Source organism: Halonotius pteroides (assembly GCF_003605635.1).
Taxonomy (GTDB): Archaea; Halobacteriota; Halobacteria; order Halobacteriales; family Haloferacaceae; genus Halonotius; species Halonotius pteroides.
Genome location: NZ_QMDW01000007.1, coordinates 1 through 20927 on the forward strand (window position 1 = coordinate 1; position 20927 = coordinate 20927).

At 62.3% G+C, this 20927-nt stretch carries 19 protein-coding genes; 16 read left to right on the plus strand and 3 right to left on the minus strand.

The genetic code is table 11. The features are described from left to right. Positions 1-95: 95 nt before the first annotated feature. The gene (locus DP106_RS06095) at positions 96-341 is read left to right on the plus strand and encodes a DUF7561 family protein (RefSeq protein ID WP_120084093.1); all 246 of its coding nucleotides are present in this window, start codon (positions 96-98) and stop codon (positions 339-341) included. Positions 342-406: 65 nt separating this feature from the next. Here DP106_RS06095 and DP106_RS06100 read toward each other — a convergent pair whose 3' ends face one another. Then, on the minus strand, positions 407-679 hold the full coding sequence (locus DP106_RS06100) for a hypothetical protein (RefSeq protein WP_120084095.1): 273 nt from the start codon (positions 677-679) through the stop codon (positions 407-409). 147 nt (positions 680-826) lie between these two features. On the opposite strand from DP106_RS06100, the gene DP106_RS06105 reads away from it, so the two are divergent. Further along, positions 827-2629, plus strand: coding sequence for a helicase C-terminal domain-containing protein (locus DP106_RS06105; protein WP_120084096.1), 1803 nt, complete (start codon positions 827-829; stop codon positions 2627-2629). Here the strand turns inward: DP106_RS06105 and DP106_RS16540 are convergent. Then, entirely contained in the window at positions 2626-2709 is an 84-nt protein-coding gene (locus tag DP106_RS16540) for a surface glycoprotein (RefSeq protein WP_120084097.1), read from the minus strand. The two genes, DP106_RS06105 and DP106_RS16540, sit on opposite strands and share 4 nt — an antisense overlap. A gap of 222 nt (positions 2710-2931) precedes the next feature. Here DP106_RS16540 and DP106_RS06115 point away from each other — a divergent pair, with 222 nt between their 5' ends. Next, positions 2932-3114: a hypothetical protein gene (locus DP106_RS06115; protein ID WP_120084098.1), complete on the plus strand. Its 183-nt coding sequence runs from the start codon at positions 2932-2934 to the stop codon at positions 3112-3114. Between the two features lie 125 nt (positions 3115-3239). Continuing rightward, positions 3240-3557 carry a DUF7853 family protein gene (locus DP106_RS06120; protein ID WP_120084099.1) on the plus strand — a complete coding sequence of 106 codons (318 nt, stop codon included), beginning with the start codon at positions 3240-3242 and terminating at the stop codon, positions 3555-3557. A gap of 27 nt (positions 3558-3584) precedes the next feature. Here DP106_RS06120 and DP106_RS06125 read toward each other — a convergent pair whose 3' ends face one another. Next, positions 3585-9335, minus strand: a complete 5751-nt coding sequence (locus DP106_RS06125; RefSeq protein WP_120084101.1) for an LAGLIDADG family homing endonuclease — start codon at positions 9333-9335, stop codon at positions 3585-3587. Positions 9336-9452: 117 nt separating this feature from the next. Between DP106_RS06125 and DP106_RS06130 the strand changes: the two genes are divergently transcribed. From DP106_RS06130 to DP106_RS06185, 12 genes are all read left to right on the plus strand, one after another. Next, positions 9453-10169 carry a hypothetical protein gene (locus tag DP106_RS06130; RefSeq protein ID WP_120084102.1) on the plus strand — a complete coding sequence of 239 codons (717 nt, stop codon included), beginning with the start codon at positions 9453-9455 and terminating at the stop codon, positions 10167-10169. A gap of 114 nt (positions 10170-10283) precedes the next feature. Next, on the plus strand, positions 10284-11135 hold the full coding sequence (locus tag DP106_RS06135) for an NAD(P)/FAD-dependent oxidoreductase (RefSeq protein ID WP_120084103.1): 852 nt from the start codon (positions 10284-10286) through the stop codon (positions 11133-11135). A gap of 44 nt (positions 11136-11179) precedes the next feature. After that, entirely contained in the window at positions 11180-12352 is a 1173-nt protein-coding gene (gene coaBC, locus DP106_RS06140; protein WP_120084105.1) for a bifunctional phosphopantothenoylcysteine decarboxylase/phosphopantothenate--cysteine ligase CoaBC, read from the plus strand. A 207-nt stretch (positions 12353-12559) separates the two neighbouring features. After that, positions 12560-13702, plus strand: a complete 1143-nt coding sequence (locus DP106_RS06145; RefSeq protein ID WP_120084106.1) for a monovalent cation/H+ antiporter subunit E — start codon at positions 12560-12562, stop codon at positions 13700-13702. Continuing rightward, positions 13699-14004 (plus strand): cation:proton antiporter, encoded by a 306-nt coding sequence (locus DP106_RS06150; protein WP_120084108.1) that lies wholly within the window; start codon positions 13699-13701, stop codon positions 14002-14004. Before DP106_RS06145 ends, DP106_RS06150 begins: the two co-directional genes overlap by 4 nt. Next, positions 14001-14321, plus strand: coding sequence for a monovalent cation/H(+) antiporter subunit G (gene mnhG / locus DP106_RS06155; protein ID WP_120084109.1), 321 nt, complete (start codon positions 14001-14003; stop codon positions 14319-14321). The genes DP106_RS06150 and mnhG overlap by 4 nt, the downstream gene beginning before the upstream one ends. Then, entirely contained in the window at positions 14318-14911 is a 594-nt protein-coding gene (locus DP106_RS06160) for a DUF4040 domain-containing protein (protein WP_120084110.1), read from the plus strand. The genes mnhG and DP106_RS06160 overlap by 4 nt, the downstream gene beginning before the upstream one ends. Then, positions 14908-15516, plus strand: coding sequence for an MnhB domain-containing protein (locus tag DP106_RS06165; protein ID WP_120084111.1), 609 nt, complete (start codon positions 14908-14910; stop codon positions 15514-15516). Before DP106_RS06160 ends, DP106_RS06165 begins: the two co-directional genes overlap by 4 nt. Further along, the gene (locus tag DP106_RS06170) at positions 15513-15881 is read left to right on the plus strand and encodes a cation:proton antiporter subunit C (RefSeq protein WP_120084112.1); all 369 of its coding nucleotides are present in this window, start codon (positions 15513-15515) and stop codon (positions 15879-15881) included. Before DP106_RS06165 ends, DP106_RS06170 begins: the two co-directional genes overlap by 4 nt. Next, on the plus strand, positions 15874-17427 hold the full coding sequence (locus DP106_RS06175) for a proton-conducting transporter transmembrane domain-containing protein (protein ID WP_120084114.1): 1554 nt from the start codon (positions 15874-15876) through the stop codon (positions 17425-17427). The genes DP106_RS06170 and DP106_RS06175 overlap by 8 nt, the downstream gene beginning before the upstream one ends. Beyond that, the gene (locus DP106_RS06180) at positions 17424-19097 is read left to right on the plus strand and encodes a cation:proton antiporter (RefSeq protein WP_120084115.1); all 1674 of its coding nucleotides are present in this window, start codon (positions 17424-17426) and stop codon (positions 19095-19097) included. Before DP106_RS06175 ends, DP106_RS06180 begins: the two co-directional genes overlap by 4 nt. Further along, on the plus strand, positions 19097-20926 hold the full coding sequence (locus DP106_RS06185; RefSeq protein WP_120084116.1) for a Na(+)/H(+) antiporter subunit D: 1830 nt from the start codon (positions 19097-19099) through the stop codon (positions 20924-20926). The genes DP106_RS06180 and DP106_RS06185 overlap by 1 nt, the downstream gene beginning before the upstream one ends. Position 20927: the final 1 nt, after the last annotated feature.

Here is a 20927-nt window from a genome sequence, read left to right on the forward strand (position 1 = left end):
GGGTAGACCGGGAGTTCACTGACAAACCCCGGCGTTCACGCCGGGTGTAGGTGATGAGCGGTGGAGTAAAACCGTCGGGGGCCCTTTATCATCCAATGACAACGCGGCGGTGTGACGGCTGCGACACGAAGGTCAAGATCGCCGGCGGGATCGGTGACATCTGGAGCTTTGATTTCGGGCCGACCGATGGGATGATCCTCGAACTCGCCGACGGCAGCGAGCACTTCCTCTGTCTCGACTGTGTCGACCGCCTGCCAGATGACCACGACCCAACCGCCGAGGACGTGGCTGCGTTGCCGACCGCCGACGATGCGGACGGGTCGCCGGCTGACGACGAGTAGCTACATTCGGCTCGTGAACGCCTCACCGGTCTAGTGATCCGCCTCAATCGCTCAGCACAGCCCACTCAAGCCCCAGAAATCGCGGAGAGAACTGTTCCGAGAAGCGTCAAACAAGCGGCACCAACTAACGCGAAGATGGAAATAGCCGAGGCAATAAACTCCTCAGGGTCAGTTTCCAGTGCTTCGTAGACAGCGGTGACGGTCATCCCAGCCCCGCCGATCGCCATAAGCAGTATCGGGATGCTATGGTCTCCAGCAGCGAGTGAGCGTGTTGCTGGCCCGCCCAGTGAAAGTCCGATTACGGCGAACGCGCCGGTGTATATGTACAGCCGCTCCATAGTGACTGTAATAACGCGCAACTACTTGTGAGTTTGTTGAACGATGTTTTTTGTGCTGCTTGGCCGCCTCAGAGACTCGCTGTCGACACCGATGACCACCCCACCGCAATCCCTACGTTTTTTTCTCCAGCCTTCCGACCGACGGCCGTGAAGCCCGCCCGCATCGTCGAATCCTTCCCAGCCCCCGAGTTTCGGGCTGGGCAAAACCAAGCCCTCAGCGACATCCAGTCGGCCTACGAGGCCGGCAACGACGTGGTGTTGGTTCGCGCGCCGACCGGGAGCGGGAAATCCCTGCTGGCGCGAGCGATCATGGGCTGTGCGCGCTCGAAACAGACCGCCGAGCCCGCCCAGGCGACCGGGGCGTACTACACGACGCCGCAGGTCTCCCAACTCGACGATGTCGCCGCCGACTCGCTGCTCGACGATCTCAACATCATCCGCGGGAAGAGCAACTACACCTGCCTGCTGCCCGGCGAACACGACACGCCGGTTGATCAGGCTCCCTGTGCGCGGGAGTCCGGCTTCGACTGCTCGGTCAAACACCGCTGTCCGTACTTCTCCGACCGAGCGATCGCCTCCGCCCAGCCGTACGCCGCGATGACGCTGGCATATTTCATGCAGACCGCTGGCTCCGACGTGTTCGGGAAACGCGATGTCGTCGTGATCGACGAAGCGCACGGACTGGCCGAGTGGGCCGAGATGTACGCAACGATCGAGCTCTCCCCCGAACGCGTGCCGGTTTGGGACGATGTCGGCGTTCCCGATATCGCCGGTGCCGACGACCCACTCGACCGCACCGCCCGCTTCGCGGAGACGCTGGCGGGCGTCTGCTCGCAGGCGAAAGACGACCTGACCGCACAGCCTGAACTCACCCCCGAGGCGGTCGCCCGTCGTGACCGTCTGAGCGAACTTATTTCGGAGCTCAACTGGTTCGTCGACGACTACCGCGAGCCCGAGAGCCAGACAACCTGGGTCGTCGATCAGTCCGGTGGGGAGGGGACAGCGATCACGATCAAACCGCTTGATCCCGCTCGGTATCTCCACCACACAGTCTGGGATCGCGGCGAGGCCTTCGCGCTATTGTCGGCGACGATTCTCAACAAGGAGGCCTTCTGTCGGCAGGTCGGCCTCGATCCTGACCGCGTCGCGCTTGTCGACGTTGAACACACGTTCCCGGTGGAAAACCGCCCGCTCTATGATGTGACACAGGGTAAGATGACCTACGAGCATCGTGGGGAGACGCTGCCGAAGATTGCCCGCCTGATCGTCCGGCTGATGGCGCATCACCCCGAGGAAAACGGGTTGATCCACGCCCACTCCTATGCGATCGCCGAGGAGCTGGCTGACCGACTGGCTGAGTTTGGCGTCGGCTCGCGGGTGCGAACCCACACCAAAGCAAGCCGGGACGACGAACTCACCGCGTGGAAAGCCAGCGACGACCCCGAGGTCTTCATCGCGGTCAAAATGGAGGAAGCCCTTGATCTCAACGGCGACCTTGCTCGCTGGCAGGTGCTCTGTAAGGCCCCGTATCTCAACACGAACGACTCCCGGGTCGCTCGCCGGCTCGAAGACGACCAGTGGGCGTGGTACCACCGGACGGCGTTGCGGACGGTGATTCAGGCTTGCGGGCGGGTAGTTCGCGCCCCCGATGACTATGGGGCGACTTATCTCGCCGATTCGAGTCTGTTGGATCTCTTTGATCGGGCTGCCGCCGACATGCCGCCGTGGTTCCGCGAGCAGGTCGACCGGTGTTCGCGGCCGACGCTCCCGGCGTTTGATCCTGCCGCGGCCGTCGCCGGACTCGATGGCTCAGCCGGCACCGGAAGTCGTCAGCGGTCTGTGACGCAGCATCGCAACGAGTCGACATCATCCAGCGGGCAGACACGAACCGATGCTGACGCTGATCAACGGGCCGATCATCCGCTGTCAGATGTCTGGGGCGACGGCTAAATCAGCGTCGCGCCCCAAGCGACCATCGAGCCGACCATCAGCACGGTAAAGATGACCGCAATGATCTGTTGTCTGTCCATACCCCTTCTACTATGGCCGAGTAAGTTAGCTCCGTTGACTTCGCACGAGGCAACGACGAACCGAACAGCACAACGTACCCAACCCTACTAGAAATTTGAGATAGACATTCACAAATTTCCGAGTTTAAATACAAACAATAAATCAGTTATTTCTATTTTACGGCCATACTACGACACTAATTCTCACAGTAGACTTATAATCTACTATCCTATACAGAGCGTATGGCCACAGATAGCCTACCGATCGCACTCACCCTGTACCGTTGTGGAACACTCAGCTTCACACAGGCCGCGACGCGTGCCGGGCAGTCGCCGGAGACCTTCGCCCGCGTTCTCGACCGCTTCGGTGTCCCATGTCGCGGCGAGCAAACAGACCAGTCAACGTTCTCAGAACCAACAGCGTAGGCGGTTTGTCGCCCCGTTTCTCGACACCCGCACTCGGGTTCTGATTGTCATTCACTATCAGCACAGATAATTTGAAGCTGAGTATTATGTATGTGGCAACCCCTCTCACGAATGGAGGCACGCGTATGACAGCATCCGTAACCGACCCCTGTGGCCGGCTTGAACTGCCGCATGCCGAGGCTTGGGCTGCCCACGCAACCGTCGAGCACTGGCTTCGAGACGCTGTCGACCGAACCACCGTCGACGATGTTCGTATCGAACGCGTCTCTCGGATTCTTGACCGACTCGAAGCCGACGGGGTATTTACAACGGACGAGCTGTCACTGCTCTGTGAACTGTGTCGTGACCGCCTTGCGGCATCAGCCGTCCCCACGCGGGATCACTCCTCGTTGCGGGCGGTCATCGAGGCAGCTGAAACACAGCGCGAACGCTGCACACAGTAGCAAGGCGAAGAGGCCGACCGACGCTCGTCAGGTCGTCCGCAGGTGATCCTGCTTCGGTTCGTACACCTCGCCTTTCCGTCGCAACTTCTCGATCTCTTGTTCGGCTTTGGAAGCATCCATCCCGATCTCGTCGGCCCGATCTAACACTTCCTCGATCGGCGCGCCTTCTTCGAACTCCTCTTCGATATCGCTGATGAGCCCCTTGATATTTTTGATCCGATCACGCTGCGTCTTCGAGGTGCCTGTCTCGACGACATCGGCGTCGAACTGCCCGGTTTCGGGGTCGACACCGATATCCTGCAGACAGGAGCGAACGATATCGACCGATCGATCGGCGTCCTCGGCCTCAACGGTATCCGAAAGCCGTACCCGTGCACTCGCCTCCGCCAGCCTGACGAGGGCCTCGAGCTTTCGGGCGGTGACCGGGATCGGGGCGTCCTCGTCGGCCCCTTTCGATCGGAGGTCAACGTAGAACTCCCGGATCGCCGCCTTCGCCTCGTCGGTCATCGTCGGGAAACAGGAGCGTTTGGCGTGAGCGACGTATTTCCGCAGGAGTTCGGCGTCGATCTCGGGGGCGACCTCCTCGGTTACATCGTCGACTTGCTGTTGGGTAAACTCCGAGGTGGCAATCCGGTCGCGCTGGGTATTTAGCTCGCCAGCGTAGTTCGTTTTGAGAATGTGATCGGCGAGTTTGCCGTCGTGTTCGGGATCGGGCTGGTCGGTGACGGTGAAGATAAGATCAAATCTGGAGATCAAAGCGGGTTCGAGATCGATCTGCTCGCCGATCGGTTCGTACTGATCGAACCGGCCGTATTTCGGGTTGGCTGCACCCAAAAGCGAGCAGCGGGATTTCAGGGTGGCGTTGATACCGGCCTTGGAGATCGAGATCGAGTTATGCAACATGAGCCCCTTGCTGACGAACGTGTTGGTGGGTTCGACAGTTACGTCGTATACCCACTCGGTGTCCTCGTTCGGTACGGTTTCGACATCCGTAACCCGATAGTATCGCAGCTCACACCGGGATTCGAGCGCGTCAATCCGACGACGTGCATCGCCAAGTGCGTCCTCGACGGCGGTGACCGCAGCGCTCGCCATCGACCCCCGGCGGTCGGCGTCGTAGCCGCCGTCCTCGGCGTAGTAGATCGTACTCGTCGTCTCACCGTTGAGTCGGTCAGCAAGCTGGCGTCCCGACCAGCCGATCAGATCGCGGATCGATTCGAGATCGTCGGCCGCATCAAGACCGTCGCCCACGGCATCGATCCGGCTCCGAAGCGTTCCGAGCTGGTCACGGACGGTTTCGATCTGGACGCCGTAGGATTCGTCGAGATGGGGTTTGAACTGACCCGTCAGTCGGAGCCCGAGCAGGCGTCGAAGCGCACGGATCTCCGCAGCTGCACTCGTCGGCAACACGTCGTGATGCCGTCGCGTTTCGGCACTCCGCTCGACGAACGCCTGTGCCTTCTCGTACCGGTCGTCCGCCGGATCGACGACCGCGTCGACGAACCGGTCGATCGAATCACCCATGATGTAGACCTTCCAGGAGTCCTCGGCCCGATCCCGGTGAATCCGCGATGCGACGCCGATCTTCAACAGTGCGTCCGCATAATCCTCTGCGAGCCCGGCTGATGCCGTCGAAAACGATATCGCCTCGCTTTCGACCCCGCCGTCGCCGGCGAACGCACCGACAAGGAACCGCCGAATCTCCTCCTCGGAGCCAGCGAGCACGCGATCCGGAACCCGTTTTTCGCGGGCAGTCTGCATGACACCGGGGAAGTTCGATTCGAACCACCGATAGAGCTTCGTGGAAATCCATCGCTGTGTCACCGTTCCGGCCGCGTTGGTCGTATCGGTACTCCCGAACCCGACGGTTCGCTGCATAAGCATCTGCATCCGGCCGAGGAGTCGGTCGTCCTGATTCGAGAACCCGATTTCGTGTGCGGAGCCGGCATACGAGTGGCCCTCTGCGATGAGTAATCCGAGGATTTCGGCGAGATCACCGGTGAGCGTCTCGGGAAGGTCGATATCAGCTTCGCGGCCGCGCTGTGGCTCCGGTTCGACCGGGACTGCTGTTGTGGAGTTCGGTAGCTTTCGCGGCCCTGGCACGAACGCCCCGGTGTCGAGATCGGCGGCCTCGACTGTCCCGATCTCGCCGTCGGCAGCGACGAACATCGGGTGTTCGGGTGTCACCGTTACCGTCCGCCCGTTCGAGATCGTCACCCGAACGAACTCCTCGGGTGCGTCGTGTCGGCTCACTCGGTCAACAGGGAGTTTCGTAACCTCACTCGTTTCCGGATCAACCGAGTGGACGCGGAGGTCATCGACCGGCAGGATCTCACAATCGACGCCATCGACAACCGATTCCGGACGGTCGGCCATCGCGTCGTCGATCAGTGTCCCGATTTCGACCCGCTGACCGTCCGCGAGCAGTATCTCCTCGGATGGGTGATAGGATTGCTGTTCGAGGGCCTCGTGCATCGCCGAGCGGTCGTCGCTGGCCATCTTGTCGAGTTCGTCGACCGCCGCGATCCCTTTGTCGGCCAAGACGAGCGCGCCCGCTTCGAGCGTCCACTGTTGACCGTCGCCGAAGTCATCCTGCACAGCGGCGGCGGTGTTGTGTGTGACGAGACCGTTGCCAACGAAGTTGTGTGTCTCCGGGACGGTCAAATCGAAGACCTCCTTCTCACCGGTGTTTTCGACGGCAACGACCTCGTCCCACCGCAACTCCGCGTCCACCACTTCACGGACGAGCGGTTCGGCGGGGCCGAGATCGATATCCCGCAGCATCGAGCGCGCCCGCGCCCGTCCGGGGTTGTCGCCGCGGTGGACGTTCATGTAGTATTCCCCGGCTGACCCTTCGGCAGTGGCGAGTGCCGACCCGACCGGCATCGTTTCGCGCTGGCGTCGTTCGGTGCTGACGATCTCCTGCAGTGCCTCCGCTTTCGCCGACGATGCAAAGCCGATGGTGTCGGCATAGCGGTCGATGTCCGCGCCATAGATTTCGATGTGCTGGTGGACGTGCTTGGATTCGATTGTCCCGCCGCTGGCGAGTTCGTACGTGCCACGCCGATCCCGTTCTCTGGTTTGTGCCCGGACGCCGTAGGTCTCCAACATCAACTGCACCTGTTCGGCGAGATCGAGGCTGATCGTCGACATGAGAACGCTCGATCCGCCGTCGTTGCGTGCCGAGACGGAGCCGTCGGCGTCCATGAGGCCGCGGAGGAACGCATCCGCGTGCGCCGCCGTGGTCAACCGTGGATCGAGTGCCAGCCCATCTTTCGGCGTCTGCATCCCGGCATTGGCGAACAGCCGGGCAATAGTCGCACTGTTGATACGAATACAAGGCACTTTGTCCGCCCGCCGTTCGATATCGGGGTGTTTGTCGAACTGTGCGTCGAAGATGTCGGCGGCTCCTTCGAGTAGCTGTGTGTCGCTGTTCGAGATCCGAACCATCCCGCGGTTGCCGTCGCGGCGGTTCAGCGAGATATCCCCGTCTCCGAAAACGAGCCCGAGCAGGTACATGAGATCCTCGTCGAACGTCTTTGGAATCGTGATGCTGTCGCCGTGTCTGAGCATCGCTCGTTCAATACTGGCGTCCTCGCGGGTCGCACCGACGGCCTCCAGCATCCGATCGAGTTTATCCAGCGGAACGTGGCGATTCTTGAGGTGGAGGTAGATGAAGTTCTCCGAGAGATCGAGTGCCGCCGCGGCGTCCCGCAACGAGCCGAACGCCGCTGTCAGCTCCTCGCGAAGGAACTCGACCGTCTCGTCGGCGAGGCGTACCTTCTCAGTGGTCAACTCCAAGAACTCCCGAACAGCGATTTCCGACCGGTCAAGGTCGTTGTACCGCGGTACTGCCACGTACTCGCCGGGTTCGACCGCCGAGATTTCAGTCCACTCCATCCCGTCGGATCCGCATGTGAGGACGGGCGTACTGAGGGATGCTTCGAGTTCTTTCCCATGGGTCGTCTCAAGCCGTCGACATTCCTTCTCGGGCATTCGCCACGCGTGCGACGACGTATCACTCTTCATTTCACCCGTCTCACGGTCGAAGGTCTGGATGTCCACCTCCTTCTCGACAGCCGTCTCGTCGTCAACTGGTTCAGGCAGATCGCTCGTCACGAGGTCTCGTACTTGCCTGAAGCCCTCATTCGTGTGTACGAGCGTATCTCCTGTGACACACAGCCCGGCCGAACTGCTGCCCTTCCCAGAGGTGTACACTGACCGCGGGGCGATGTTTTCGATATATGACAGCATCTGGGAGTTGTGGGAGATGATGTTGTTCGTGAGGTAGTTGTGTGTGCCTGTGACCTCCAGATCGTAGACCCACTCTTCGGTCGATTCGACCGTCTCTATGGATGCTATTTCTTCGGCAACAACACCTCCGCCATCGGCAACTATCGGTGTCTCTCTCGCTGCCAACACGTCTTGCTGGGTTGATGAGACGCAAATCGAATCACTCGTCGAAAGTTTGTCTGCACGTACTGCGGTGAAGCGACCGTCTGTCTGTACAAACAACGGATGAGAAGGGGTGACAGTCACCGAATGTCCCGGTTCAGTCGTGATTCGATACATCTGTTCGGGAGCTTCCCGTTTCCACACTTTTGTTGCATGTCCGACCCCGAGTGTCCCGTCTTGCTGGAGCGACGGAAGTGCGATATCGATGTGATCCCACACGCCATCGTCGACCAGTTTTGGATCAGTCAGATTTTCCTCAACGATATCTTCGATATGTTGCTCCGAGCCATCTCCAAGTGTCACTTTTGTGTCACCACAAACACACTTCCCGGTTCCAGGGTCACCAATAAGAAGCATATGCAGATCGCCACGAATCCGCGAGCCGTCGGGGAGGTTCTTCGTCACCCCAGAGAACAACTGGAGAATCATCGCCAGCTTCTCCTCCTCGTAGCCATAGATTGCCGGCGCGACCGAGCCGACCATCTGGTCGTAGATATCGTCCTCGTTTGAGAGTTCGATGATCGTCTCGATATCCGTCTGCTCGATATCCATATCCTCGAACTCCTCATCTTCGACGGTGATCGCAACGCCGTCCATGTAGAGGTCGAATAGCGAGGATTTCTCGTTGCCCTCCGACATCTGTTCGATGTGGAGGACGCCGACGGCGGTGACGTGATCGCCGGGGGTGACCTTTCCGGTGATATCGTCTTCGACGTTCATATCGATGCTCTGTGGGGTCTCGCCGCCGCGCAGGCCTTCGGGACTTTCCTGGACGCGGATCTTCTGGGCGTCGATGAACTCAGATTGGTCGAAGTTGATTCGGAACGGCCCCTGTCGCTCACAGCCCTGACACTCGTGGGGCTCCTGAAACTCGCCGTCCTGCTGTGGGATGTAGTTCATCGTCCCACAGCGTTGGCACTCAAACGCGGAGTCGGTAATCTTCGGGCGCACATCAGTCGCTTTGCGGACGATGCCCTGGACAGAGACGAGCTTGCCGATATGGTTGTCGTGGACGCGAATCCCGCGAATGTCGACAGACTCGGGGAGGTTCCGCAGCCGGACGTGGGCGTTGCCGAGTTTGACATCCGCTGGGAGATCGTAGAGTCGGAGGGCTTCCTCGGCGTACTCCTGGAGCTGGTCGGGCTGGGAGCGGTAGTCCTCGGCGAGATCCGCATCGAACTGATAGAGGTCGTCGTAATCGATATACAGCGATCGCTGTTCGTTGGGATATTGTTGGGCGAGCTGTCCGATCTCGTCGCGGTAGTAGTTGCGATAGAACTGAATGAACCGATCGGTGAGTTCCTGATTGGAGGCCTGCGCCATTGAGAAAGGCGTAGGTCGGCATCGGTTATGAAATGTTGGTTCACGCGACCGCTGACAGCCCCCACAGCGAACAGCATCGAAACAACTTCCCCTGCGACGCGTTGACCCGGTGACACGATGCCCTCCCACGCCGACACTGTCGATAGCGATGCTACCACTGACGACCGAACAGCCGTGCCGTCCGTCGTTCGTACCGCCGCCCGCCGCTACTGGCGACGCACGCTCGCCTTGCGCGCGCTCACTTGTCTCGGCTACTTCGTCATCAGCATCGCTGTTCTGTTTACACTCCCATACATCCCAGCACTCGCCGGCATCGTCGTCCTGCTCGGTACGCTTGCCGCACCGGTGTTCAAAACCGGCGGCACGATTGAGCTGACGACCGACCGGTCGCCCGCGGCTGTCCGCGACGACTTCACCGACGCGACGCCGCCAGTAGTCGGATTTCAGGCGGCGCTGGCCGACGAGATCCGATCGACAGCAACGGGTGCCGAGTATGACCTCTCGACGGCGTTGGGGCTTCGCTCGGCGACGATGACCATTGAGACTGAGCGGCTCGCTGGCGACAGCGATACCGCCGACGGCGACGCCGCCGACAGCAACGCTGATCTCGAGCTCGTCGTCACCGTCGGCGACAAGCCGTGGGGTCGCTACACCGTCACAACGGACGAACGCGACGGTAAGACAGCTGTTAGGATCACGATGATCCCAGCCCGTCGCTTCGGCGTACGACGACTACCGGATTTCGTATTCGGTCGTCGCTACCGCCGCCAACTGTTCGACGGACAGGGGTACACGCTCGTCGCCGACGACACGTCGCTGTCGGTTCGATCGTAGCTGCTCGTCGGTTGTGACCCTCCGACGATCGAATGCTGAACTCACCGATCGGCAGGAGATAGTATTCGAATACTGTACCAATACTGCAAAATCAATCGAGTCACCAGCACAGATATGGCGTCATCGAAGTCGACAACGACACCGGACGCAAGTGGGCAACACGAGCTGTTAATAATTGGTGGCGGCGTCGCCGGACTGACGGCGGCGACGTTTACCGCTCGCGCGGGCATCGAGACGATGGTGATCAACGATGGCGAGACGGTGCTGCGGCGCAACGCCCATCTCGAAAACGTGCCGGGATTTCCGGCCGGTGTCAACCCCCGCCGGTTTGCGGATATGCTCCGTGCACAGGCAACCCGAAACGGCGCGGAGTACCAGACCGGCACCGTCACCGAGTTGGCCGGTGATATCGACAATGGATTCACGGCCACCATCACCGGCGGACAGGCCAGCGACGATACCGAGAATGCTACCGTCGACGGCGAGAACACCGAACCGACGCGGGAGCTCACCGCTGATCGGGTGTTGGCCGCCTCGTTTCCGGATGCCGAGTTCCTCGACGGCTACGATATCGACACGCGAACGGCCGACAGCAAACAGTACGCCGAGGCCGGCGAGCTAGGACGCACCGAAGTTGAGGGTCTCTACGTCGCCGGCCGGCTGGCCGAACATTACCATCAGGCTGTGATCGCCGCCGGCGATGGGGCTGAAGCCGCGATCACGCTGATCCACGACAGCGACATCCCCTTCTACAACGACTGGGTCGCCCCCGAGGGCTACTGGACAGATCGCGGCCGGGAGGTGCCGCCGGGCTGTGAAGAGATCGACCCAACCGAACAGCGCGCCAGACAGGAGGCCGCGATGGCGGCGATGCAGGAGTACTTTGCCGCCTCCCACGACCAACAGCAGCGAACCTTTCCTTCGCTCGTCGACGACGAGCGCAATCGTCTCGATTGGGAGCGGTAGCGAACCCCGAACGCCTATCTATCTACCGACCCCACGTTTGGGGTATGCTTGACGGCGTCAACGTCGCCCTCGGGGTCACGGGAAGCATCGCCGCGGTGAAAACCGTCGAACTCGCCCATGAACTCCGCCGACAGGGTGCAACCGTCCGCGCGCTCATGAGCGAGAGTGCGGCCGGCGTGATCCACCCGTGGGCGCTCGAATTTGCGACCGAGCGCGACGTTGTCACCGAGATCACCGGCCGCGTCGAACACGTCGAACTCTGCGGTCGGGACGGCTGGGCCGATGTGCTGTTGATCGCGCCCACGACAGCCAACACCGTCGGCAAGATCGCGGGTGCGGTCGACGATACGCCCGTGACGACCGCCGCAACCACCGCCCTTGGCGCGGACGTTCCAGTGGTCGTCGTACCCGCGATGCACGAGCCGATGTACGACCACCCCGGCGTGGTTGCGGCCATCGACCGCGTCGAATCGTGGGGTGTCGACTTTGTCGACCCTAGAATCGAGGAGGGGAAGGCCAAGATCGCCACCGCCGAGGCTATCGTCACCGCCACCGCGCGGGCGACAACCACCCAAGATCTTGCCGGCCGCAACATCGTCGTCACCGGCGGGGCGACAAGCGAGGCGATCGACCCGATCCGTGTGCTGACAAACCGGGCGTCGGGTCGCACCGGCCGTGAGATTGCCCGCGCCTGCCACGTCCGTGGGGCTGAGGTCACCCTGATTCACGATGGCCCGGCGGTGCCGTACGCCGATGTCGTCGAAATCGAGAGTGCCGCCGAAATGCTGGCCGCGGCCGACGCCGCCTGCGAGGCTGCCGACGCGATGATCTCGGCGGCGGCGATCGGCGATTATACCGTACAGGAAGCGTCCGCAAAACTCCGCTCCGGCGAGGCGCGGACACTGGAGTTGGAGCCAACACCGAAGGTGCTCGATTCTATTCGTCAGGGCCATCCCGAGCTCCCGCTTATCGGATTCAAGGCTGAAACGACCAGCGACGATGATGCCCTGCTTGAGCAGGCGGTCGCGCTCCGCGATCGGATCGGGCTTAGTTTTGTCGTTGCCAACGACGCCACCGTGATGGGAGAAGATGATACCCGCGCGCTGTTGGTCGACCGCGAGGCCGAAACGGTCGCCGACTGTGACGTTATCGAGGGGTCGAAACAGCTGTTGGGTGCTCAAATCGCCACGCGACTTGCGAATCTGCTCACGTCGTGAGACACGGTTTGTCACCGCAAAACTGGACAACTGACGGATCTCGCCACACACACTGCGTAAAACTGCATACTTGCGGTGGGATTTCAAAACACACCGCCCGTAGGCGGCCAAGATAAGAATAGTTTTGAGGCGTCCCCAACTCCGTTCAACTAGTATTAGTATGACGTTCGGACAACCCACTGTCGCGCCGAACGGAGTGAGCCACCGATGACGGACACACCGGCAGGCGTGATCGTTCCTGTCACGCGCTCGGTGACCCTCCGCCAGACGGTCGGCTATGTCATCCAGCGTGCACTCGACCAGTTGGCCGACGGTGAACCCCCCCAGATCCATTTTGTCTTCATCGCCTCATGGCGGGCCGATGACCCCGGCTCGACGGCTGACCGAAAGCAGGCCGACGAACTGCTTGAGCAGGTCACAACCTGGTCGCAGTTCGAGCTTGAAGCGGCCAACGCAGACCCCGACTCGGTGACCATCGAGACCGCAGTCATTGGCGATGACGACTACCGGTTCAGCCCGACCGATTACGCCGACCTCCTCACCGAGTACGCCGAAACACACAACAGCAGCCATGTCGTCATCGACCCCGAATACTCGCTTGTCGGCCACACGACGCTGCTGGAACCATTTGAGTTCGAGCTACAGCAACGCGACCTCAACGTTACGGAGGCTCCTGTCGACCGCTCAACACGCCGCGGCCGGCTGGTCGACCCCGGGAGTCCGGCCCGCTTTCTGACGCTATTCGGTGGCTCGTTCCTCTTTTATCAGGTTCTCGGCGGGTTCAGCGGGCTGTTCGATATCGTCACCGGGGTTGCGACCGCGTTGATCGTCGCCATCGCACTTGACGACGTGAGCTTCTATCGCGACCCGACATTGACTGGATCGCCGAAACGCCTCCTCCGTGCTGTCCTCTATGTGCCGTATCTCCTGTATGAGATCATTGTCTCAAATCTCGTCGTCGCTCGCGTGATCCTTGATCCGCGTGCCGATATCGATCCACGGCTGACCAAGATCCGGGTGTTCGTCGGCTCAGGGTTCCCGTTAGCGACGCTGGCAAACAGCATCACGCTGACGCCCGGGACACTGACGGTCAAAGCCGATGATCAGGAGCTGTACGTCCACTCATTGGTGCCGTTTGCCAGAGACGGGCTGTTCGACGGCGCACTGGAACGCTGGGTGCGATTCGTCTTCTACGGTCGAGAGGCCGCTCGGTTCCCGTCGCCGCTGGATCGCGGTGATACCGAGGTACTGCAAGACCCTGCGGCGGCTGACCCGCCGGAATCAGCATCCGCAGCCGCCGCTGACGGCGGCGTTGATCGGGGCGTCGACACCCAGGAGGGCGACCGATGAGCGTTGTCGACACAACACTGATCGCCGGCTACACCGTCGGCGACGGGTTGGTGCTTGCGGCCGCGCTGTTTGTCACCCTCGCTGTCGCGATGCTCTATCGGGCGATCATGGGGCCGACCAATCAGGATCGCGTGCTCGCGGTTAACGTGTTGGGCACCAATACAGTCGTCATTCTCGCCCTGCTTGGTGCGGCCCTCGGTGAGCCGTGGTTCCTCGATATCGCGCTTGTCTACGCGCTGTTGAACTTCCTGATGTCGATCGCCATCTCGAAGTTCACCGTCGAGCGGGGTGGTGTCATATGATCGCCACCGCCCGGATCGGCCTCATCGCCGTGTTCGTCACGCTGGGGCTGTTTTTTACATTCGTCTCGACGGCCGGCGTGATCCGGCTCCCGGACGTGTTTTCGCGGGCTCACACCGCCTCTCAAGCCGACACGCTGGGGGCGGGGTTCACGCTGGCTGCGGTCGCGCTCACGCTCGGCTGGCAGTCGGCGACGGTAAAAACGGTGCTCCTGTTGGTGTTCATCTTCGTGACCAATCCTACCGCCGCCCACGCCATCGCTCGGGCGGCCTACGAGGAGGGCATCGAGCCCTGGACAACGGGGGACGACCGCCGATGAGCGTTACTGGAGCGTCCGCCGTCGGCTTGCTCCCGATTCACAGCGTCGGCATCACGCCGATCGAGGTGTCGTTGTTCGTCTTCGTGTTGCTCACGGCCGTCCTCACCGCGCTGTTCCGGGATGTGCTGGCCTCGATTGTCATCTTTGCGGCCTACAGCCTCGGGCTGGCGGTCATTTACACGTTCTACCGCGCCCCCGACGTGGGGCTGACCGAGGCCGCGATCGGTGCCGGCGTCACCACCGTCTTCCTGTTGTTGACGATCGCGAAGACAACCCGGCCCGCAAGCGACGCCCGCTTTGAGGCGATCAACTGGCCGGCGGTCGGTATCTGTGGGTTGTTTGTCGCTGTCGTCGCCGTGACGCTGCCGGCGTTTCCGGCGGTCGGCGACCCCGCCTCGCCGATTCTCACAGATGCCGATGTCTCCGGCTACTACATCGCCAACGCCTACGACCAAACCGGCGCGGAAAACGCGGTTACCGCGGTGCTGGCGGCCTACCGCGGGTTCGATACCTTCGGTGAGGCGATCGTCGTCTTCGCCGCCGGGGTTGCCAGCCTGCTCGTGCTCGGTCGGGAGGTGTTCACCGCATGAGTAGCGATCCTGCCGACAACGACACCGGCGGTACCATCACGCGCCAACGACCGGTTTACACCGAGAGCCAGGTCATCATGACGACGGTGAAAGCCGTGATCCCGTTCGTGTTGACCTACGGGCTGTTCATCACGTTCCACGGGACAGGTTCGCCCGGTGGCGGCTTCCAAGGCGGCGCGCTCATCGCCTCGGTTGTGTTGATGATGGCGTTTGCGTTTGGGATCGAATCGACCCGCGAGTGGCTTTCAAACGCGCTTGTCGTTGGCCTCGGCACCGTCGGCGTGGCGATCTTTGCGGGTATCGCCCTCGTGCCGATGGCCCTCGGCGAAAACTTCCTTGAGTACACCGCGTACTACCCCGTGTTGGGTGACATACTCGGGCTCAAGGAGTATGAGTTCGTCAAATACGGGATGGAGGCCGTCGAGATCGGCGGCATCGCCCTCATCGTCGCTGGCGTCCTGATGGGGCTGTTTTTCGCGCTGGCAGCCGGCGTGACGCCTCCCAACGACACCACCCCCGACACCGAATCAGCAGCCGACACCGGTGCGGCATCGAATACAAACACAATGACCGGCGACATCGACACGGAGGGGGCAAACAAATGACCGACATCATTGGCGTGGCGACGACACGACACGCCTACGTCTTGTTTGTCCTGCTGTCAGCTATCGGCTTGTACATGATGATCGCAAACAAAAACCTCGTCAAGAAGATTATCGGATTGAATATGTTCCAGACCGGCATCTTCCTGTTTTTTATCACCTCGGCCTACCGGATCGGCGGCTCGGTACCGATCGTCGAACCCGGGGCTGGCCCCTACGTCAGCCCGCTGCCACAGGTGATTGTGCTGACCGCGATTGTCGTCGGTATCAGCCTCACCGCGGTCGGCCTCGCGCTCACGATCCGGCTCTACACCGAGTATGGGACGCTCCGGGCCGACGCGCTCCGGGAGGTGATCGGCGATGAGTGACGCGCTGCTCCCGTTGTTGATCGCCATTCCCCTGTTGGCGGCGATCTTCCCGCTGTTGTTGGGGCTGCGATTCGACCGCGCCGGCTGGCCGGTGGCGATGGCAACGTCGCTGATAGTCGCTGGCCTCGCGGGGCGGCTCGCATGGGCCGTTTCGCCGGCCAGCAGCGGCCCCCAGCAGTTCGTCCACGATCTCGCGGGCTACCCCGCGCCGTACGGGATCGAACTCGTCGGCGACGGGTTGTCGGCGATTCTTGTTGTCCTCATTAGCGTCGTTGCTGTCGCCGTGCTCATCTCCGCTCGGACGACCGGCCCCGACAGCAACGCCTTCTACAGCGGCCTGTTGCTGTTGACCGGCGGCCTACTCGGGATGGCACTCACCGGCGACCTGTTCAATCTCTTCGTCTTCCTCGAAATCGTCGGGCTGGTCAGCTACGCGCTGATCGCCAGCAGCGACGATGGCCGGGCGGCCTACGGCGCGCTCAAATATCTCTTCCTCGGGACGACGGGCGCGTCACTGTACCTGATCGGCGTCGGCTACGCGCTCGTGGCGACAGGAACGCTCAACATGGGCGATATGGCGACCGAACTCGCTGCTGTCGGCTACAGCGACCCGCTCGTACAGGCGGCCTTCGGCTTCATGCTCATCGGCTTCATGCTGAAGATCGCCATTTTCCCGCTGCATACGTGGCAGCCTGACGCCTACACCTACGCGCCCGACACTGTTTCAGCGTTCATCTCCGCGCTCGTCTCGACGACGGCGGCCTACGCGCTTATCCGGATCGCCTACGACGTATTTACCGTCGAGTTCTTCGCGGCGAACCCACTGATCACCGACGCCGTCCTGTTGGTCGCCTCGATCAGCATCGTCGTCGGCAGCCTCCTGGCCCTCCTACAGACCGACCTCAAACGCGTCTTCGCGTACTCCTCGGTCGCCCAGTTCGGCATGATCCTCGCCGCCATCGGGCTCCAAAGCGAGACGGCGCTGTTCGGCGCGATTATCCATCTCGTCGGCCACGGGCTGATGAAGGCCACGCTGTTCATGGGCGCGGGCGTGCTGTCGAGCGCGTATGGAGCCCAGACTGTCGCCGACTACGCCGGTCTCGCCAAGCGCGCACCGATCACGTCGGGCATGATGGCGGTCGCCGGTCTCGCACTCGTCGGGATTCCGCCGTCGGTCGGCACGCTCGGCAAGTGGTTTATCGCCCTCGGCGCGGTCGAGGAGGGCTCGTGGGGCGTCGCCGCCGTGATCTTCATCAGCACGCTGTTGACGCTGACGTACATCGGGCGACTGCTCGAAGCCCTGTACTTCACCCAGCCCGCCGCGACTGACGACGACACCGGTGTCGCTGGCGACGCCGATGGCGGTTCGATCGTCGCCGACGGCGGCGACACTGAAGGTTCGACCGCCGGCGACGGAATCACAGCCATCGCCACCGAACGGATCGTTGTCGTCGTTGTCCTCGCCATCTCGACGGTCGCGTTGTTCGGCGCGGCCGATCCGCTCGCTGCCATGCTTGATCCCGTCTTCGGGAGGTTCTTCCAGTGACTGCAATCCCCTCACTCCAACCCCTGGCTGCCGTCATCGTCTCGTTCGTCGCCGCCGGGCTGATCCTCGTCTCCGGCCGGCGGCCGAACCTTCGAGAGGCGTGGACGCTGCTGGCGTCGTTCTCGATGTTCGGCCTCGTCGCCAGCATGGTGCCGTCCGCTCTCGACGGCGAGATCCTCGTCACCAACCTCGGCACGATCGTCCCCGGCATCGACTTCGTTCTCCGGGCCGACCCCCTTGGTGTCCTTTTCGCCTCGCTGGCGAGCCTGCTGTGGATCGTCACCAGCTTCTACAGCATCGGCTACATGCGCGGCCTCGACGAACACAACCAGACCCGCTATTTCGCCTCGTTCGCCGTTTCGGTCGCTGCCGCCGTTGGCATCGCCTTCTCGGGCAATCTCCTGACGATCTTCGTCTTCTACGAGGTGCTCTCGGTCGCAACGTACCCGCTTGTCGCCCACGACGAAACCGAGGAAGCACGGGCCGCGGGCCGCAAGTATCTCGCCTACACCTTCTTCGGCGGCGGGGTGTTGGTGTTAGCTGGCACGACGCTGGTCTACTGGCTCACGGGCACGGTTGACTTCACGCCCGGCGGGATCACCGCCCTTGCCAACGCCGACCCGACGGCGGCGACGCTGGCGTTCATTGTCCTCGCGGTCGGTTTCGGCGTCAAAGCCGGGCTGATGCCGCTGCATCAGTGGCTGCCGGAGGCGATGGTCGCGCCGACGCCCGTCTCGGGGCTGCTGCACGCCGTCGCGGTCGTCAAAAGCGGCGTCTTCGGGATCGCCCGCGTCGTCCTCGACGTGTTCGGCCCTGACACGCTGGCTTCCCTCGGCCCCGACCGCTTCGGCGACCTCGGGATCGCGCTGCCGTTGGCCGCCGTCGCGGCGATCACGCTCACCGTCGCCAGCATCATCGCCCTGCGGAAGGATCACCTCAAACGCCGACTGGCCTATTCAACAATTAGCCAGCTCTCGTATATCGTGCTCGGGCTCGCATTGCTGGAGGGCGACGCGCTGATCGGCGGGCTGTTGCATATCCCCGCTCACGCGTTCATGAAGCTCACCCTGTTTTTCTGTGCGGGGATCATCCACGTCGAAACTCACACCGACTACATCAGCGAGATGGCCGGAATTGGCAAGCGGATGCCGCTCACGATGCTTGCGTTCGGCGTCGCCGCCGCAGGGATGGCCGGCATTCCGCTCGTCGCCGGCTTCGTCAGCAAGTGGTACATCGTGATCGGCGCGTTCGAAGGCGGCAATGGGATCTTTGCGGCCGTGCTGTTGCTCTCGGGGATCCTCAACATCGCGTACTTCTGGCCGATCGTCTATCAGGCGTTCTTCGAGACGCCCGACGACCACGACGCAAAACCCATCGCCGAAGGCCCCTACGGCGGTCGGGATCAGGTCGTCGCCGACGGCGGCGACGACACCGACCATGCTACCGACGCCCACAACGCCAGCGACGCACACGACTCCGACCACGGCGGCCCGCCGGCCGGCGGTTGGGACGAACGCGACTGGCGCGGCGGCGAGAGCACGTGGTTCATGCTCGGGCCGATCCTGACGGCGGCCACGCTGTCGTTAATTTTGGGGGTCGTGCCCCATACCGCCGTCTTCCTGCGGATCGTTGAGACCATCGTCGGCAATCTACCGGGGGTGATGGGCTAATGGCGACCGCGCTGACCGCAGTGCCGCCAGGCGTCGTCCTGCTGGCGGTCGCCGTCCTCGTCGCGCTGCTGCCGCGCCGCACCGGCCACGCGCTGGGTATCGCTGCCTCCGCCGTGACGCTGGCGTGGGTATGGACGATTCCGGCTGGAGCATACCTCCAAACATCGTTCCTCGGCTTCGAGGCGGTGCTGTTCAACGTTGATCAGTTCTCCCGGCTGATGGGGATCATCTTCGCGCTCATCGGTGTCGTCGCCGTGCTGTACTCCTACGCCAGCGAGGCCGAAAGCCTCCAGACCGCCTTCGCGCTCTCGTATGTCGCCACCAGCTTCGGAGCTGTCTTCGCTGGTGACTGGCTCACGCTCATCTTCTTTTGGGAGCTGATGGCCGTCACCAGCACGCTGCTCGTCTGGCACTATCGCGGCAAAGCGGTGCGAGCAGGCTACCGCTACGCCATCTTCCATGGGATCGGCGGCACGCTGTTGATGGCAGCGATTCTGCAGACCTATGTTGCCAAGGGCACCTTCCTCTTTGCGTCGGTGCCTGGCGGCCCGGAAGTCGCCGGTATCGCCGCTGGTCTTCCCGCCGCACTCGCGGCGGTCGGGATCGGCGTCAACGTCGGCTTCATCGGGCTCCACACGTGGCTCCCGGATACCTACCCGCGACCGCATATCGCCGCCAGCGTCTTCCTCTGTGTGTTCACCACCAAGACCGGCGTCTACGGGATGTATCGGGCGTTCCCGGAGGGTCACCTCGCTATCGCCTACATGGGCGGCGGGATGGCCGTCTTCGGGGCGACGTTCGCGCTGTTCCAAAACGATATGCGCCGGCTGCTCTCGTACCACATCCAATCGCAGGTCGGCTACATGATCGCCGGCGTCGGCATCGGCGGCGCGTTGGCCCAGTCCGGCGCGTTCGCTCACGTGTTCAACCACATTCTCTACAAGGGTCTGTTGTTCATGACCGCCGGCGTCGTCGTCTACCGGACAGGCGAGGAGAACCTGAAGAAACTCGGCGGGCTGGCACGGGAGATGCCGATTACCGCCGGCGCGTTCACGGTTGCCGCGCTGTCGATCGCCGGCTTCCCTGGGTTCAACGGCTTTGTCAGCAAGGGGATCATTATCTCGGCGAGTCACTACACCTTCGGTGCGGGGCCGCTGCCGATCGGTGAGTTCCACACCCTTGAATGGCTGCTGTTGCTCGGTGGGGTTGGCACCTTCATGTCGTTTATCAAGTTCGGCTACTACGCCTTCTTCCACGGTGCGCACGACGGCAGCGTCGCCGACGCGAATCCCGGCCAAAGTGTCGCCATGTTGGCGGTGGCAGGACTCTGCGTCTTCTACGGGCTTGCCGTGCCAACCTCGCCGCTTTCGTCGATCCTGCCGGCCAACGTCGGGCTGTTCGGTCTCCTGCCGTTCGACGTGACAAGCGACGCTGTCGTCGCACACGTGTACAAAACCTATACGATCGGTCACATTGTTGAGGGGGTCGTCCTTGCGGCCGCAGGGCTGATCGGCTTCCGACTCACGAAGAAACCGCTCTCGAAACTCGGTCGCGTGCCCGATATCGATGCGATCTACAATCGAGTCGTCTTCTACGGTGGCCACAGTGTGATCGTCGGCGTCACCGAGTTCTACGCCGCCGTTGATCGCGCTGTGATGAGCACTATCGCCCGCGCCAAAGCCGTCGGGGGCGATCCGCAGGCGACCGCCCGACGGCTCGGCTTCGGGGGCGACGACCAGCCGCCGGTACTCCGCTCGGGGATCGGACAGAGCGTCTTCGTGTTACTCGCCGTGGTGAGTCTCGTCGTGGCGATCCTGCTGATCGGCTAAG

Bases quoted from the DNA above. Each gene is read 5' to 3' on its own strand.
- DP106_RS06165 (WP_120084111.1), top strand. From the start codon at position 14,908: ATGAGTAGCGATCCTGCCGACAACGACACCGGCGGTACCATCACGCGC.
- DP106_RS06150 (WP_120084108.1), top strand. From the start codon at position 13,699: ATGAGCGTTGTCGACACAACACTGATCGCCGGCTACACCGTCGGCGAC.
- DP106_RS06160 (WP_120084110.1), top strand. From the start codon at position 14,318: ATGAGCGTTACTGGAGCGTCCGCCGTCGGCTTGCTCCCGATTCACAGC.
- coaBC (WP_120084105.1), top strand. From the start codon at position 11,180: ATGCTTGACGGCGTCAACGTCGCCCTCGGGGTCACGGGAAGCATCGCC.
- DP106_RS06135 (WP_120084103.1), top strand. From the start codon at position 10,284: ATGGCGTCATCGAAGTCGACAACGACACCGGACGCAAGTGGGCAACAC.
- DP106_RS16540 (WP_120084097.1), bottom strand. From the start codon at position 2,709: ATGGACAGACAACAGATCATTGCGGTCATCTTTACCGTGCTGATGGTC.
- DP106_RS06125 (WP_120084101.1), bottom strand. From the start codon at position 9,335: ATGGCGCAGGCCTCCAATCAGGAACTCACCGATCGGTTCATTCAGTTC.
- DP106_RS06170 (WP_120084112.1), top strand. From the start codon at position 15,513: ATGACCGACATCATTGGCGTGGCGACGACACGACACGCCTACGTCTTG.
- DP106_RS06100 (WP_120084095.1), bottom strand. From the start codon at position 679: ATGGAGCGGCTGTACATATACACCGGCGCGTTCGCCGTAATCGGACTT.
- DP106_RS06185 (WP_120084116.1), top strand. From the start codon at position 19,097: ATGGCGACCGCGCTGACCGCAGTGCCGCCAGGCGTCGTCCTGCTGGCG.
- mnhG (WP_120084109.1), top strand. From the start codon at position 14,001: ATGATCGCCACCGCCCGGATCGGCCTCATCGCCGTGTTCGTCACGCTG.
- DP106_RS06130 (WP_120084102.1), top strand. From the start codon at position 9,453: ATGCCCTCCCACGCCGACACTGTCGATAGCGATGCTACCACTGACGAC.
- DP106_RS06095 (WP_120084093.1), top strand. From the start codon at position 96: ATGACAACGCGGCGGTGTGACGGCTGCGACACGAAGGTCAAGATCGCC.
- DP106_RS06175 (WP_120084114.1), top strand. From the start codon at position 15,874: ATGAGTGACGCGCTGCTCCCGTTGTTGATCGCCATTCCCCTGTTGGCG.
- DP106_RS06145 (WP_120084106.1), top strand. From the start codon at position 12,560: ATGACGGACACACCGGCAGGCGTGATCGTTCCTGTCACGCGCTCGGTG.
- DP106_RS06120 (WP_120084099.1), top strand. From the start codon at position 3,240: ATGACAGCATCCGTAACCGACCCCTGTGGCCGGCTTGAACTGCCGCAT.
- DP106_RS06115 (WP_120084098.1), top strand. From the start codon at position 2,932: ATGGCCACAGATAGCCTACCGATCGCACTCACCCTGTACCGTTGTGGA.